General features: G+C 56.7%; 12 protein-coding genes. 7 read left to right on the forward strand and 5 right to left on the reverse strand.

Going from position 1 to position 16185, the window contains the following annotated elements:
• Window positions 1-2: 2 nt before the first annotated feature.
• A complete protein-coding gene (gene ytfQ / locus AB8818_RS14825) occupies window positions 3-959 on the reverse strand; it encodes a galactofuranose ABC transporter substrate-binding protein YtfQ (RefSeq protein WP_021240696.1) in 957 nt (318 codons plus the stop codon).
• Between the two features lie 309 nt (window positions 960-1268).
• Between ytfQ and ppa the strand changes: the two genes are divergently transcribed.
• On the forward strand, window positions 1269-1799 hold the full coding sequence (gene ppa, locus AB8818_RS14830; protein ID WP_041911466.1) for an inorganic diphosphatase: 531 nt from the start codon (window positions 1269-1271) through the stop codon (window positions 1797-1799).
• A gap of 53 nt (window positions 1800-1852) precedes the next feature.
• Here ppa and AB8818_RS14835 read toward each other — a convergent pair whose 3' ends face one another.
• Genes AB8818_RS14835 through tamA form a run of 3 tightly spaced genes read right to left on the reverse strand, consistent with a single transcriptional unit; the run spans window position 1853 to window position 7706 of the window.
• The gene (locus AB8818_RS14835; protein ID WP_008501424.1) at window positions 1853-2197 is read right to left on the reverse strand and encodes a gamma-glutamylcyclotransferase; all 345 of its coding nucleotides are present in this window, start codon (window positions 2195-2197) and stop codon (window positions 1853-1855) included.
• Between the two features lie 2 nt (window positions 2198-2199).
• On the reverse strand, window positions 2200-5976 hold the full coding sequence (gene tamB / locus AB8818_RS14840) for an autotransporter assembly complex protein TamB (RefSeq protein WP_192981790.1): 3777 nt from the start codon (window positions 5974-5976) through the stop codon (window positions 2200-2202).
• A complete protein-coding gene (gene tamA / locus AB8818_RS14845) occupies window positions 5973-7706 on the reverse strand; it encodes an autotransporter assembly complex protein TamA (RefSeq protein ID WP_116343584.1) in 1734 nt (577 codons plus the stop codon). Before tamA ends, tamB begins: the two co-directional genes overlap by 4 nt.
• A gap of 223 nt (window positions 7707-7929) precedes the next feature.
• Between tamA and msrA the strand changes: the two genes are divergently transcribed.
• Complete coding sequence (gene msrA, locus AB8818_RS14850; RefSeq protein ID WP_116343585.1) at window positions 7930-8571, forward strand: peptide-methionine (S)-S-oxide reductase MsrA; 642 nt, start codon at window positions 7930-7932, stop codon at window positions 8569-8571.
• Here msrA and AB8818_RS14855 read toward each other — a convergent pair whose 3' ends face one another.
• Window positions 8572-9630, reverse strand: a complete 1059-nt coding sequence (locus AB8818_RS14855; protein WP_192981779.1) for a LacI family DNA-binding transcriptional regulator — start codon at window positions 9628-9630, stop codon at window positions 8572-8574.
• A gap of 193 nt (window positions 9631-9823) precedes the next feature.
• On the opposite strand from AB8818_RS14855, the gene AB8818_RS14860 reads away from it, so the two are divergent.
• The 5 genes from AB8818_RS14860 to AB8818_RS14880 all read left to right on the forward strand — a co-directional run bounded on the left by AB8818_RS14860 (window position 9824) and on the right by AB8818_RS14880 (window position 15901).
• Window positions 9824-10975 carry a Gfo/Idh/MocA family protein gene (locus AB8818_RS14860; RefSeq protein WP_192981777.1) on the forward strand — a complete coding sequence of 384 codons (1152 nt, stop codon included), beginning with the start codon at window positions 9824-9826 and terminating at the stop codon, window positions 10973-10975.
• A gap of 16 nt (window positions 10976-10991) precedes the next feature.
• The gene (locus AB8818_RS14865; protein ID WP_192981775.1) at window positions 10992-12176 is read left to right on the forward strand and encodes a Gfo/Idh/MocA family protein; all 1185 of its coding nucleotides are present in this window, start codon (window positions 10992-10994) and stop codon (window positions 12174-12176) included.
• Window positions 12173-13240: a Gfo/Idh/MocA family protein gene (locus tag AB8818_RS14870; protein ID WP_192981773.1), complete on the forward strand. Its 1068-nt coding sequence runs from the start codon at window positions 12173-12175 to the stop codon at window positions 13238-13240. The genes AB8818_RS14865 and AB8818_RS14870 overlap by 4 nt, the downstream gene beginning before the upstream one ends.
• A gap of 12 nt (window positions 13241-13252) precedes the next feature.
• On the forward strand, window positions 13253-14275 hold the full coding sequence (locus AB8818_RS14875; RefSeq protein WP_192981771.1) for a Gfo/Idh/MocA family protein: 1023 nt from the start codon (window positions 13253-13255) through the stop codon (window positions 14273-14275).
• Window positions 14276-14353: 78 nt separating this feature from the next.
• Complete coding sequence (locus tag AB8818_RS14880) at window positions 14354-15901, forward strand: MFS transporter (RefSeq protein ID WP_192981769.1); 1548 nt, start codon at window positions 14354-14356, stop codon at window positions 15899-15901.
• Window positions 15902-16185 lie beyond the last annotated feature (284 nt).

Here is a 16185-nt window from a genome sequence, read left to right on the forward strand (position 1 = left end):
GATCAGTAGCCCATATTTTTCTTCTTCTCTAACTCTTCTTTCGCCGTATCCGGCAGGTAGAGCGTGGACTTGGTGACGGTCACCTTCTCAGGCATCGTGCCGTCTTTCTTGAATTTCTCCAGCGCGTCGAATGCCGGGCCCGCCATGTTTGGCGTAAGCTCCACGCTGGCGTTGGCTTCACCATCGATCATTGCTTTATAGATGTCAGGCACGCCGTCGATAGAGCCGGTGAGGATGTCTTTGCCCGGCTTCAGGCCCGCTTCTTTAATGGCCTGAATTGCGCCGATCGCCATGTCATCGTTGTGGGCGTAAACCATGCAGATGTTCTTGCCGTTGTTTTCAGCCTTGATAAAGCTCTCCATGACCTCTTTACCCTTACTGCGGGTAAAGTCGCCGGACTGGGAGCGGATAATCTTGATGTTTGGCGCTTTGGCAATGGCCTCAGCAAACCCTTTCTTACGGTCGATGGCCACGCTGGCACCGACGGTGCCCTGCAGCTCAACGACGTTACACGGCTTGCCGTCGACCTGTTTAATCAGCCAGTCGCCAATTAACTGCCCTTCAAGCACGTTATTAGCGGTGACGGTGGTCATATAGAGAGATTTGTCTTTGACGTCGATGGAACGGTCGAGCAGGAAGACCGGAATTTCAGCGTCTTTCGCTTCCTTCAGGACGGGTTCCCAGCCGGTCGCCACCACTGGTGCAATAAAGATGGCATCCACGCCCTGGGCGATAAAGGAGCGTACGGCTTTGATCTGATTCTCTTGTTTTTGCTGACCATCAGCGATTTTCAGGGTGATACCGCGTTTCTGAGCCTCGCTTTTCGCAACGTTGGTTTCTGCCGCACGCCAGCCGGATTCAGAGCCAACTTGCGAGAAACCTACGGTTAAGGGAGCGGCCATCGCCATAGACGACATGGCTGCCGAAACTGCTGTGACAAGAAGTAAGCGCTTCCACATATGAGCGTCCTCGTAGGGGTGTTTATTGTTGGTTAAAAGATGTTCTGCGAAATGACTATAGCCAATGAAATATGTAACGAATTGCGTTACATCACACTTCAGAAAAGTGAATAAAACGTTAATCACAAGTTTGTAATCGCTTTCATTTCACCATTAAAAATGCGGCTGAGTTTATGGATATTTCTGTCATGGAAACGGTCTGAAAAGTGGGGCTAGCGGGGAGAGAAAGCGAAAACAGGCGGAGACATTCGGCGTGAGTTGGCTATAATACCTGCCACTTGTTTACCATCCATTTTTAAGGACACCGACATGAGCTTACTCAACGTCCCTGCGGGTAAAGAACTGCCAGAAGACATCTACGTTGTTATCGAAATCCCGGCCAACGCAGATCCAATCAAATACGAAATCGACAAAGACACCGGTGCGCTGTTCGTTGACCGTTTCATGTCTACCGCAATGTTCTATCCGTGCAACTACGGCTACATCAACCACACCCTGTCTCTGGACGGTGACCCGGTTGACGTGCTGGTCCCAACGCCATACCCACTGCAGCCAGGCTCCGTCATTCGCTGCCGTCCTGTTGGCGTGCTGAAAATGACTGACGAAGCGGGTGAAGATGCGAAGCTGGTTGCGGTACCGCACACCAAGCTGAGCAAAGAGTACGATCACATTAAAGATGTGAACGACCTGCCAGAGCTGCTGAAAGCGCAGATCGCCCACTTCTTCGAGCACTACAAAGACCTCGAAAAAGGCAAATGGGTTAAGGTTGACGGCTGGGACAACGCAGAAGCGGCGAAAGCAGAAATCATCGCCTCCTTCGAACGCGCTGCTAAGAAGTAATTCTTACTGCCAGACACAAAAACAACGCCACCTTACGGTGGCGTTGTCGTTTTTCAGTACTGGTCTCTGTCTAACCAGTTACCGCTTACAATCCGCGTTAACCCGTCGACCGGACGCTGGTAGACATACATCCACGCGCTTCCGTACGGCGTCTGGATCAACTGGCGAGCGTATTCACCGCCCCTGGTGCGCAAGGCATCAAGTTCGGCAAGTGTCGCGTTATCAATACGATAAACTTCACCCTGTACTGTTCCTTCGCCGGGAACCGCGCCTGGATAGTGGCCCAGGCTGTACAACTGGTAGTTCTCGATATTGTAATTCCCCAGTAGCTGGGCATTGGTCATCCAGTGACTGTTGCCTTGCCTGGTTCGTAAACTGCCGTAGACAAATATTCGCATTGCTAAAACTCAAACTGATAGAGCAGATCAAGTGCCTGGTCTACGCCGGACACTGCTTCCAGATATAGCTTAGGCATCAGGCGATAGCGTAACGTGAGTGTTGCCAGTGAGTCAAAGATCCCCACACCATATTTTACCTGCAGACCCGGCAGTACATAGCCGCTGACCACCACCTGCGAGGAGTCACCCACGCCCTGGGTGTCCAGCGCCAGATTGCTTACGCCGAACGTCTCGCCGATTTTACCCACAACCTGCCCACTTTGTGCAACCCCCAGGCCGACCAACATTGAGGTCATCGCCGCGCTGTCGCTCTGACCGCTGTCCAGGCCTTGTCCGCGCAGCAGGTAAGAGAGGGCTTCCTGCTGCGACATCGCCGGGTCAGAGAAGATCTCCGCCTTCGGTTCGTCGGCAGAGCCGGTAACGCGTACGCCAGCAATGACGTCGTTTTCCGTCGCTTCCGGGTTACGAATCGCTTCGATGTTCAACAATGGTTGATCCGGTGGACCGGAGAACAGCAGCTCGCCTTTGCGGACAATCAGATCCTGACCATAGGCGTGGAAACGCCCTTCAGGGATATTGATCTGCCCGTTCAGGCCAAGCCCTTGCTTATCCTGCGCCACTTTCAGGTCGCCCGTGAGCCTCGCCTTCAGCCCAAACGCATCCAACCGCACGTTATTCCCCACGTGCACGATAAGGTTACTATTAATCGGTATGCCAGCGCTCTTCTCTTCGGCAGGTTTCAGATTTTCATTGAGCATAACTTCATCACTGGAGACGCCGACCGCGCTTTCCGGTACCTCGTGAACCACGATGCGCGCCCACGGCACGTCCACGCGGCCATCCAGGGTGAAGAGGCTTGGCGTCGCTTCAAAGACCACGTCCGGCGAGACGTCCAGGCGCACCATTGGCGGTACAGTGATACGCACCTTACTGCCTTTCGCAGCAATACGGGCTCGCCAGTTGTCGAGCTGGCTCCAGTCCGCGTCGCCGCTCAGGTTAATTTGCCCCTGCTGAGTTAATACCGAGCCGCTCAGCGTCGAGCTCATGCCGTTGAAGTTCATCGCGATCTGGCTGGGCTGCATATCAAACGGCATGAAGTTACCGTCGATATCCACACCGCTGAGCCGCAGCTGGCCGAACAGCTGAGGGCTTTGCGCGTCGCCAGCCAGACGCAGATTGGCATTCACCATGCCCTCGGCTTTTTCCCCGCGGGCGAAAATCGGGTTCACCATCGCCAGGTTGAAGTTACGAATATTGACGTTGCCGCCCAGATTGCGCCGCCCCTGCGGATCGGTAATCTGTATCTGCCCGTCCATCTGGCCGTTGTTGGTCAGTCGGATAAGCCATCCCAGCTCCGCACGGTTGTTATGCAGGTCCGCGCTGACGTTCAGGGTATCGAAGGCCACCGGCAGCGGCGCATCGTTCACCTCCTGCGTCACCTTCACGTTGCGGCCGGAGAGCGTAACGCTGCCCTGTGGCAGCCCCTCTTTGGTGGTGTCCCAGGCGACATCGGCTTTCCCGCTGAAGACGCCGCTTGCCTGCGTGGTATCCGGCATAAACGGTTTAAGCATCGCCAGATCGAAACGGTTGAGGTTGATCTGCGCGCGCCCTTCCGCGCCCGCATCAATGGTCTGCGGCACGCACAGCTCCGCATTCGGGTTGGTCCAGCAGTGTGGCCCGATGCTGATCTTCTGCTCGGCGTTACGGTAGTCCAGCGCAATAGAGCGCGACAGCGCCAGCGGACCCACCGGGGTGTTGAAGCGGGTGTTGTCCAGTGTCCCTTTCCAGCGCGCTTCTTTGCGGTCAAAGCTGCCGGTCAGGTGAAGCTGGCCGGAGACCGGTTCGCCCTGCACACGCAGCTGGAGATCGTGCTGCTTCTCGTTCCCTTTGGCGTCCAGAGTCACCAGGCTAATGTTGACGTCCGGCTGGGAAATGCGCTCCACGCGCAGGTTCAGGTTGCCGCCGATCTGATCGGTGGATTTCACATCCCCTTCCACGCGGACGCGGGCGACGCTAAGTTCCTGCCAGCGCAGATTGTTGGCGGTAATGTCCGCCAGCAGCTGCGGCGCCTCCACGGTGCCGCGCACTTTCACGAGCCCTTTCGCCGTACCGCCCAGACCCGGCAGGGCGTTATCCAGATTCGGCGCGTCGATGGTGGCATCCAGATTGAGATCCTTCACCCCCAGCTCGCCTTTGATATCCGCCGTGTTGCGGCCCAGCGCCACGTGCAGCCCCGGAATCACCCACTGCAGGTAGCTGTTGCCTTTCACCGAGCCTTCAACGTTCACCTTGTTCTGCTTCACGTTCCCGGTGAGCTTGATTTCCGGCACGTCCATCTGCCACGTACCGCCGTAGAGGCTGCCGCGGGTTTTAATCAAACCATCGAGCTTCGACGGCCAGTCCGGCACCTCTTTGGCGGTGTTGATCCCCGCCAGCTTCAGTTCGCCGCGCCAGCTGATCGCCTGCTGCCAGTCGAGCAGCGCGGTCAGCTCGGTCTTACCTTCCAGCGCCGCGACGGTCAGCTTGTCGAGGTTAACCTGCTGTTCGTTGCCTTTAGCATCCAGCGTGATAGTGGCGGGCGGCACGTCCTGCCCCTTCACCGCGGTGCGGAACGAGAGCGTGTAGTCGGTCATCTTTCCGCTCAGCTTCAGCTTCAGGTCATCGGCCTGATACTGTTTTTCGCCGGTAAACGGCCAGTAAAGCTGCTTGCTGACCACCTCAAGATTGAGCGGCAGCCCGGCTTCCGCCAGCTGGGTTTGCGCACGCAGGGCCATGTCTACCGGGCCGGAGAGATTCACCCCAACGTCCAGCTTTTCGCGCAGCGCCCCGCCCACTTTAACCTTCACTTTTTCGCCCTTCAGCGGTTCAATATTAAGCGAGCTGTTGAGGGTGATATCCACCGGCCAGTTGTCGCGCAGCAGGGCGTTGCCTGACGCGTTCACCGAGCCCTGGTTGGTGTCGATATCCAGCGCGTCGAGCTTCATGTTGCCGTCAATGCTGCTGACTTTCAGCAGCATGTTATAGACCGTCAGGTCGGTATCGCCGGTCAGGCGCAGCTGTTCGCCTTTGAACTCCTCAATGTTGAGGTTCAGCGGTAGATGCACGTCGGTCATTTCCGGCAGGACAGGCTTCGAGAAGAGATCTTTCAGCGTTTCGCCCAGCGGCTTCTCTTCCGGCTGCGGGTTCTGGATCTTCGGCTCGACGATCTCCTCCTGCGCCACGTCCGCCACTTTCGGCAGCGCGATCAGTAACCCCTGCAGTGAGGTTGGCGTCAGGGTGAGGTTTTTCTCCTGCCAGCGCAGCCCGGAGGTGAAGTCCATGACGGACACGGTGGTGTCGTCGATTTTGATATTGACGTTATCCAGCGCCACCCGATAAAGCGCAATCGGGTACGGCGTGGAGAGATTCAGCGGGCCGCTGTCCTCTTCCTCAGCCGGCGCAGACGGCGGCATCTTCTTTGAGTCTATCGCCACGTTGACGTCTTTTAGCGACAGATCGTTCACGCAGAGCTTACTGTCCCGAAGGCAGCCCAGCTTCACCGCGAGATGGAATTCCCCGGCGTTGACCGCCACGCCAGGTTGCTCGTAGCGGATGTTCTTCAGATGCAGATCGCGCCAGCCGCCCGTCACCTGACCAATCTCCAGCCCCGGCACCCAGCGGTTCGCGGCGTTAAACAGCAGATGCAGCCCGGTCGTCGTTCCTACCAGAAACGCCACCGTACCGAGCAGCAGCACGATAAAAATCAGCACCCCGAGGCTTATTTTCTTCCATAAACTCATAATTCAGGCCCCAGACCGATGTAAAACTGTAATCCGTGTTCGTCTTTGTCGCCGACAGGCACGGCGAAATCGAGCTTGATGGGCCCGACGGGTGATTGCCAGCGTACGCCCACGCCTGCGCCGGTTTTAAAATCGCTGCGGCGGATATCGTTCACCGCTTCACCACCGTCAACAAACATGGCGCCCCACCACTTGCCGCTGACGTTGTACTGATACTCCAGCGATCCGGTCGCCAGTTTTGATGCCCCGGTCAGCTGGCCTTTTTCGTTTTCAGGCGAGATCGATTTGTACTTATACCCGCGAATGCTGCGGTCGCCCCCGGCGAAGAAGCGCAGGTCCGGCGGAACGCGCTCGAAATCGCCCGTTTCAATCCAGCCGAGATTGCCGCGCATGACAAAGCGGTGTTTGTCATACAGCGTGCGGATCCAGACGTTTTGCGCCTGCACCACCGTGAAGTCGACGTCAGAGCCCCACATCGTATTGGAGTAGTCGATAGAGTAACGCTGTGAATCCCCCCAGGTTGGCATCAGGCCGCCGCGCGAGCGGGTGCGGCTGATCATCACCCCAGGATAGAGCAGCATGGTGGTGTTGGTAACGTTAGCCTGGGTAAAGTGGTCCAGGCTCCAGCGCAGGTTAATGGCGCGCTGCCAGCCGCTGGAGAGATCCCAGAAGCGGGAAACCGCGAGCGTGGTGGAGTCGGACTCCGTATCGTTCAGGTCGGTACGCTTAAAGCCCCCCTGGACCAGATAGTACTGCTCAAGCGGGTTTTTCAGCAGCGGCATTTTGTAGCTGAAATCAAGCTGCTGTTCCGGGGCGGAAATGCTGGCGCTGGTGGTCAGGCTGTGACCGTAAGAGTTCATCCACGGCTTTTTCCAGGTGGCCTTCACGCGCGGGCCGACGTCCGTCGAGTAGCCAACACCGGTCTCAATGGTGTTCTCGGTGCGCGGCGAGACAACGCCATGCAGCGGCAACACCTTGGTTTTGCGAGACTTATCAAATTCCGGTGCGACAACCACTGAGTTAAACCAGCCGGTAGCAGAAAGACGACGGTTCAGCTCCGCCAGGTCGCTCGACTGGTAGTAATCGCCTTTTTTGAACGGCACGAGGTTTTGCAGGTACTCTTCACGAATTTGCGAACCTTCAAACGTCACATCGCCAAAGCGGTAGCGTTCCCCGCTGTCATAGTCGATATCCCAGAAGGCCTGACGTCGATCCAGCGCAATGCCCAGCTGGCTTTTATTGAACTGGCTGTCGAAATAGCCCTTGCGCAGGGAGACGCTCGTCAGCTCTTTTTTGAAGTGGTCGTAGTCGCCGTGATTGAGCACGGTGCCGACTTTTGGCCGCGTGCTGAGCAGATCCAGGTAATCCCGGTCGGTACGCGCGCCGCCGCGCAGGATGACGTTCGTGCCACCGATCAGCACCGGCTCACCCGGTGAGACGCGGGCAATAAGCACCTGACGCCCCTTCTTTGGCGGCGGGCGGAGATCGAAATCAATGGTGGGTTCGTAATACCCCAGCGCTTTTAGCCCTTCACGGATCGCATCATCCACGCGCGCACGAAAACGCCGGTCCGGCGTCACCTCATCACTCTGGATGGTCGACAGCTGCGCACGCACGTTTTTTTCCAGCGCCCCGGATAACCCCTCAACCTGCAAACGGACATTCGCCGCGCTGGCAACCCCGCTTGTCAGCAACACACTGACTAAACATAACTGGCGGATTTTTGTCACGTTTTCTCCTGAATATCCCTTTTCCACCCTGGAAGCAAATGAAGCGCCGCTGTGCGGCAAAATACGGCCTGGTAGCCAAAAACCCAAATCGTGGGTTGAAAACGGGTGTAACACCCAAATATTTCTTATGATTAAATCTAGTCTCATTCAGCGCATTTATTGTGTTCAATTAAACGCTTCGTGACAACCTTAACCGAAACATCGCACCCCGGGAGGCCCCATCGTGAGTTTATTCGACAAAAAGCATCTGGTTTCACAAGCTGATGCATTACCGGGACGCAACACCCCTATGCCTGTGGCAACCTTACACGCCGTCAACAACCATTCAATGACCAACGTGCCGGATGGAATGGAAATCGCCCTGTTCGCCATGGGCTGCTTCTGGGGCGTTGAGCGCCTCTTCTGGCAGTTGCCCGGCGTGTACAGCACCGCGGCCGGCTACACGGGCGGTTACACGCCGAACCCAACCTACCGCGAAGTCTGCTCCGGCGAAACCGGGCATGCGGAAGCGGTCCGCGTGGTGTATGACCCTGCGGTCATTAGCTACGAACAGCTCCTGCAGGTCTTCTGGGAAAACCACGACCCGGCCCAGGGCATGCGTCAGGGCAACGACCACGGCACGCAGTACCGCTCGGCGATTTATCCGCTCACGCCTGAGCAGGATGCCGCCGCGCGCGCCAGTCTTGAGCGTTTCCAGCAGGCCATGCGTGAAGCGGGTGATACGCGCGACGTGACGACAGAGATCGCCGCCGCGAAACCGTTCTACTATGCCGAGGACGATCACCAGCAGTACCTGCACAAAAATCCGTACGGCTACTGCGGTATCGGGGGCATCGGCGTCTGTCTGCCGCCACAGCTAGCATGATTAGCGTTCCAGCGCCACGCGAGCCGCGTGGCGCGTGGCGTTACTGACCGAACCGTAGTCCATTACCTTCCCCTGCAGCAGCAGGTTAAAGACCGGCGCCTGCGGCCGGTTGAGCCGCGTTTGCAGCAGGTGTACGGCTTCAATCCCCAGCTCGCGACAGGGCACCGTCACGCCCGTGACCGGTTTTTCCAGACGGTGCGCCAGGTTCCATGCAAAATCGGTCGTAATCAGCGAAATGTCTTCCGGAATGCGCAGCCCGTGGCGGGTTAACACCCTGACTACCCCCTCCACCATACTGGTGCTGTTCGGGAAAATAACCTCCGGCCACTGGGATCTGTCATGATTCATCAGCCACGCATCCAGCGCCCGCTCGGCCTCCTCTGCGGTAAACCACTCCGTCACCAGCAAATCTCGCTGGGGATCAAAGGCCACGTGAAAATGGCGGTACCCCTCTTTAATGCCGTCCAGACGCGCATACAGCGTTTCTCGCCGCAGGCAGGTGAGCGTGAGTACCCGCCGATGTCCCTGCTCAAAAAGATACTGCATGGCGGTAAAGCCAATCGCCCGGTGATCGGGCGAAACGGCATCCAGCTCACTATCCCGGTCAACGGAATTAATTAATACGCAGGGCTTATTCAGCGTACTGGCGAGTTTAAATATGGTGGAATCATCAGTCCCAATAATAATTATCGCGTTGATATTCTTCTGGCTGGCCTTTTCCATAAATAATTTCACATCGGCGTGCTGCTCTTCTAATCCACAGCAGCTGACCCACACGTTGTGCCGCGCGCAGGCTTCAGCAATCCCTTTCGTCACCTCCAGATAAAAAATATCCCCGCGTCCCTGAAAGGTTCTTTCTGGTGCAAAAACAGCGATACCGTTAATTAATAGTCTGCCGCTCGCCATTGACTCCAGTACGCCTAATTCTCGTGCGGTGCGAACGATCGCCTCCCGGGCTTTATCGCTGGTATACGATTTGCCGCTTAACACCCGCGAAACCGTGCTGACGGAAAAGCCCGTCAGGGCCGCAATTTCCTCCATTTTTAACCTGCCGGGCATAGTGTGACCTCGCTCTCATTCAGTTTTTGCAAATATTTGCAGAAACAGCCTTTTGATTTTAAAACCAAATTTCAAAAAGCCTGGAGATTACTTAACCACCTTGCGAGTATTCTCACAAAAACACATTGTCGCTGCGGCTCGCCTTTCCTATTTTCCGGTCATCACTTCTTTTCAACAGAAATTAAGGTGTGACATGGAGAAGGTACGTTTTGGCATTATTGGAATAGGTAATATCGGTACGGTCCACGCACGCTATTTACTGGCGGGTACGGTCAGCGACGCCTGCCTGACGGCAGTTTGCGATAATGCCGTTGAAAAGCACCCGGCTATTCGCCAACTGGTCGGCACCCTCCCGTTATTCAGCGACGCGCAGGAGATGCTCCAGAGCGGGCTTATCGACGCGGTGATTGTCGCGACGCCGCACTACGAGCATCCGCGCCTGTCGATGCTGGCGATGCGCAACGGCATACACACCCTGTGTGAAAAACCGGCAGGCGTATATACGGCGCAGGTGCAGGAGATGAACTCCTGCGCCCGGGAGTGCGACGTGGTGTTTGGCATCATGTACAACCAGCGCCCCAATCCGCTTTACCTGAAGGTGAAAGATCTTATCGACAGCGGCGAGCTGGGTGAGATCCGCCGCTCCAACTGGATCATCACCAACTGGTATCGCTCGCAGAGCTACTACAACTCCGGCGGCTGGCGCGCCACCTGGAAAGGAGAAGGCGGCGGCGTGCTGCTCAACCAGGACCCGCATCAGCTCGATCTCTGGCAGTGGCTGGTGGGGATGCCGGTCCGCCTGCGCGCGTTCTGTCAGTTCGGCAAGCATCGCGATATCGAAGTGGAAGACGAGGTCACCGCCTACGCTGAGTATGCCAACGGCGCGACCGGCGTGTTTATCACCACCGTGGCGGAAACGCCGGGTACCAACCGGCTGGAAATCGTCGGCGACCGCGGCAAGGTGGTCGTCGAAGAGGGCAAGCTGCGCTACTGGCGGCTGCGTGAGTCCGAAACCGCCTTCAACGCCCGCTGGCAAAACGGCTTCGGTGAACCTGAATGCTGGGAGGTGACGCTCCCCGTCGCCCCGGAATGCAGCGATCATCACGTTATTACCGCCAACTTCTGTGCCGCCATCCTTCGCGGCGAGCCGCTGATTGCGCCGGGTCTGGATGGGATCCGCGGGCTGACGCTCTCCAACGCCATGCACCTCTCCACCTGGACAGACGACTGGGTCGACCTGCCGCTCAACGAGAAACAGTATCTGCGCCTGCTTCAACAGCGTATCAGCACCTCAGTAGCTAAAGAGACCGCCAGCGTCACGCTGGACGCCTCTGGCACCTGGTAACTTCGGAGATAAAACGATGTTAAATGTCGCCATCGTGGGAACAGGGAATATCTCCCATAACCATATTCAGGGCTATTTGCAGTTTGACCAGCGCTGCCGGATCGTCGCGCTGGTCGATATCTACCCGGAAAAAGCCCACGAGAAAAAAACGCGCTACGGCCTGACAGATGCGCGCGTGTATGAAAGCCACCAGCAGATGCTGGCGTCAGAGGCGGATATCCACATCGTCGACGTATGCACCCCGCCTTACGTCCATGCAGAAATCAGCATTGATGCCCTGCACGCGGGTTGCCACGTGCTGTGCGAAAAACCGATGGCCGCCTCGCTGGAGGAGTGCGACGCGATGATCGCCGCACAAAAGGCCAGCGGCAAGACGCTCTCCATCATTGCCCAGAACCGTTTTACCGATGCCTTCTGGCGCTTAAAAGCCGCGCTGGAATCGGGGCTCGCCGGGAAGATTTGCCACGCGCAGGTGGATTCGCTCTGGTGGCGCGGACACTGCTACTACGACCTGTGGTGGCGCGGCACCTGGGAAAAAGAGGGCGGCGGCTGCACCCTGAACCACGCGGTACACCATATCGACGCCATTCAGTGGATGCTCGGCTTCCCGTCAGAGGTGGTGGCGATGATGACCAACGTGGCGCACGACAACGCCGAAGTGGAAGACCTCAGCGCGGCAATTTTCAAATACCCCGGCGGCGCGCTCGCGCAGCTTACCGCCTCTGTTGTGCACCACGGGGAAGATCAGAAGATCGTCATTCAGGGCGATAAGGCGCGCATCTCCGCGCCGTGGCAGGCCTTCGCCAGCGTCAGTGCCGATAATGGCTTCCCGCAGGAAACTAACGATCTGTCGCGAGAAGCGCAGCTCAACGCCGTTTTTCACGACACCCGGAAACTCGAATGGACGCTGCACGCCGGGCAGATTAACGATCTGCTTTATGCCATCGAGCACGGCACGGCGCCGTTAGTGGATGGGTTACAGGGCAAACGCTCGCTGGAGCTGATTACCGCGATCTATAAATCCGCCATTATCCGGAGCGTAGTTTCGCTGCCGATTCAGCGCGATGACCCGTTTTATCGCGCCGGCGGGACCAACGCCCTCGCCCCCCGTTTTTATGAAAAATCTGCAAGCGTCGCCAACTTCAGCGAAGTGGGCGCTATCCCTCTGGGTAAAGATCTGGATCGAGGAGTATCAGCATGAACAAAAATGACGGAATGAACTACGCCCCGGTGGGCAAACCGCAGCCCGTTGTCAGGGAAGGAGAGTTTGTGTTTGCCGCCGCCGCGCTCGACCACGGCCATATCTACGGGATGAGTAACGGCCTGATTGAAGCCGGCGCCACGCTGAAGTGGGTGTACGACCCTGACCCGGCAAAAGTAGATAAATTTATCCAGCAGTACCCGCAGGCAAAAGTGGCGGAGTCGCTGGAGGTGATACTCAACGACGACGAGGTGCGTCTGGTTGCGGGTGCGGCCATCCCGTCCGAACGCTGCGCGCTGGGGCTGAAAGCAATGGCGGCGGGCAAGGACTACTTCACGGATAAAGCACCGCTCACCACCCTTGAACAGCTGGCCGACGCTAAAGCGATGGTGGAGAAAACCGGGAAGAAATACGCGGTGTACTACAGCGAACGCCTGCACGTAGAGAGTGCGGTTTTTGCCGGACAGCTGGTGCAGCAGGGCGCGATTGGCCGTGTCGTGCAAACCCTGGGAACCGGCCCGCACCGGGAAGGCACCGGTCGCCCGGACTGGTTCTACGATCGTCGTTACTTCGGCGGCATTCTGTGCGATATCGGCAGCCACCAGATTGAGCAATTCCTGTTTTACACCGGAAACAGCGAGGCCTCCGTGGTGGCAAGCCAGGTTCGCAACGTTAAACACCCGCAGTACCCGGCATTTGAAGATTTTGGCGATGCCATGCTGAAAGGAGAAAACGGCGCCAGCGGCTATTTCCGCTGCGACTGGTTCACCCCGGACGGGCTCTCAACCTGGGGCGACGGCCGCCTGACGCTGCTCGGCACCGAAGGCTATATCGAAATCCGTAAATATGTCGATCTCACTCGCGGCGAGCAGGACGTGGTTTACCTGGTCAATAAAGAGGGGGAATTCCGTTATCCGGTGGCTGGGCAGGTCGGGTTCCCGTTCTTTGGGGAACTGATCCTCGACTGCCTGCACCGTACCGAAAACGCCATGACGCAGTCGCACGCCTTCAAGGCGGCGGAGCTCTGCGTGAAGGCACAGATGCTGGCCAACGCGACGGCATAACGGGAGGTAACGATGACGATCCTGAACACGGCGGTTATCGGCGCCGGCGCGATTCACGGCTGCCATGTGAACGCCTTACGCCAGATCCCCAACGTCGCGCTGCGCGCGCTGGTAGACATCGACAGCGTCAAAGGACTGAAGCTGGCGATGGATTACCAGTGCCGTTTTTATCAGGATTACCGGGAAATGCTGCGGGATGATGCCATCGACGTGGTCCATATCTGCACGCCGCATTTCGAACATAAACGTATGATCCTGGATGCACTCTCTGCCGGGAAGCATGTGTTCTGCGAAAAACCGGTAGGGATGAACAGCAGCGAGCTCGACGATATCGCCCGCGCCGTTGAGCAGGCTCCAGGCCTGCTTGGCGTTTGCTATCAGAACCGGCTCAACCCCACCAGCCTGCGCATCCGTCAGGCGCTGAACGATGGCGAACTGGGGAAGATGCTCAGTATGAAAGCGGTGCTGACGTGGTCACGCTCGGGGGCGTATTACACCGAAAGCCCGTGGCGTGGACGGCTGGCAACGGAAGGCGGCAGCCTGCTGATCAACCAGGCGATCCATACCCTTGACCTGATGCAGTGGTTCACCGGCGGCGTGACGCGTTTGAAAGGCGTGTTGGATAGCGGTGAACTGGCGGACGTCACCGAAGGGGAAGACAGCGCAATGGCGACGCTGCACTTTGCCAACGGCGCGCGCGGCCTGTTTTATGCCAGCAACTGCAATACCGTGGATTCCCCTCTCTGGCTGGAAATCCACTGCGAACGGGGTTCGCTGTTATTGAATGACAACGTGCTCTGGCGCATCACCCCCGGCGAGCGTCGCAGGCTGGTGAGCGATGATTCCCCTGACGGCTCGGTCAAAAGCTACTGGGGGCTGGGACATCAGCAGGCGATCCGCCGTTTTTATCACGCCATTAATCACTCGGGAGAAACGGACTACACCGATATCCATTCTGCCGGAAAATCACTCGCGCTTGTGGAGGCCCTTTATCGCTCATCTCAATTGAGACAATGGATAGATATCAATAATTAGAACGTAATGTGTCGTCCAGCAGTAAATAAAAATACGACCTGAAAACAGGTTAATCATTACCCTACACTGGATATTATTATGGTCAAACCAACTGAACGTAGAGTTGGTTATGGCGTAGCGCTTGGCTACGGCGTAACCGATCTGTTTGGCGGAGGCGCTTTCGCCATTATCGGCACCTGGCTGCTATTTTTTTACACCACCTATTGCGGACTCTCGGTTATTGAAGCGGGTTCGATATTCGCGATTGCCCGCGTCATTGATGCACTCTTAAGCCCGATTATGGGCTATATCACCGATAATTTCGGCAATACCTGGCTCGGCCGTAAATTTGGCCGTCGCCGCTTCTTTTTATTACTCAGCGCCCCATTAATGTTTTTGTATGCCCTGCTGTGGCTGACGGATATGGGCTACTGGTATTACCTGGGAACCTATCTCTCGATCGAATTGCTGTCGGCGATGGTGCTGGTGCCCTGGGAGACGCTGGCGGCGGAAATGACAAACCGCTATGAAGAGCGTAGCCGCCTCTCCGGCGTGCGTATGATCTGCTCCCAACTGGGTGGTTTCCTTGCGGTTTCCGTCCCCGGCGTGATCATGCAGTTCACGGGGAAAGATAATCCGTTTACCTATACCCTCACCGGGCTGATATTTTCCTGCGTATTTTGCATCGCGGTATTTATTACCTGGTACACCACCTGGGAAGCCAAAGATGTGCAGCAGGAATCCGATTTTAAGGTGGATAACCAGCGCAGCAGCGGAATACTTAATCACCTGAAATATCTGGTACTGGATCTCTTTTCCTCATTCCGCATTCGCGCGTTCCGCCTGCATATTATTATTTATATCTTTTCGTTTACGGCGATGGACGTATTCGGTTCGGTGTTTACTTATTACGTCGTGTACTGTCTGAGCCAGGATGCGGCTGCGGTATCCGGCTGGTTGAGCATTGCGGCCTTCGCCTCGGTACCCGGCACGTACGGGTTTATGCTACTGCTGAACCGGCTGAATGTTACCCCTTCAGCCGCTCTGCGCCTCTCCTACGGCTGTATCTTCTGCGTGCTGGTATTCCTGTTTACGGTCTACCTCACCAAAACGCAGGTGCCGACGCTGCTGTTCTCGGCGGTCTTTATCCTGCTGGGCGCTTCACGCTCTGGCCTCTACTATATTCCGTGGAACATCTACAGCTTTATTCCGGATATCGACGAGATGGTGACGCAGCAGCGCCGCGAAGGGATTTTTGCCGGCGTGATGGTTCTGACCCGCAAAAGCACCGTGGCAATTGCCATCATGATTATTGGCCTTGTGCTGCAGAAGTCCGGCTTCGTGAAGGGCAGCGGCGCACAGCCAGAAAGCGCGCTGGGGGCAATTATCGGCCTGATGATCTTCGCAACGGCAGCCCTTCTGGCGGTGAGCTTCTTTACCACCTACAAATTTAAGCTCACCCGCGAGACGCATAAGCTGCTGCTCAAGGAGATTGCCCGCCGGAAATTGGGCGGAGATTACCGCGACTGCGACGCCAAAACCCGCCTGATAATCAAGCAGTTGACGGGTTATGAGTATGACCAGGTGTGGGGAGGCGATGCCACAAGACGGACGGTGGGAAGCGCCAGCTTATCTCCCGTGAAATAACCTCGCGTACCGGGCAGCCCCCCGCTGTCCGGTCTGTTTTTATGCCGAAATGTGACCTCTGGCAGGTTTACATCTCTTTACGCTCTACCTAAATGAGATTCTTGATCGATCATTTTTCAGTCAATACAGGGTTAGTGGAAAGTTCAGTACTGAGATCTGATTACACGGCATTTTGTCGGCGGGGTAGAAGCTGATCAGGTGAACGAGATTTTAAATCAGGTGGAAAAAAACAAACTGTACTTTTTCCTGATTAAAAGATTACTTAAGGTTTTTTGCCAAAATCG

It is taken from the genome of Enterobacter sp. KB-280D8 (genome assembly GCF_041399405.1).
Classification (GTDB): Bacteria; Pseudomonadota; Gammaproteobacteria; order Enterobacterales; family Enterobacteriaceae; genus Enterobacter; species Enterobacter cloacae_N.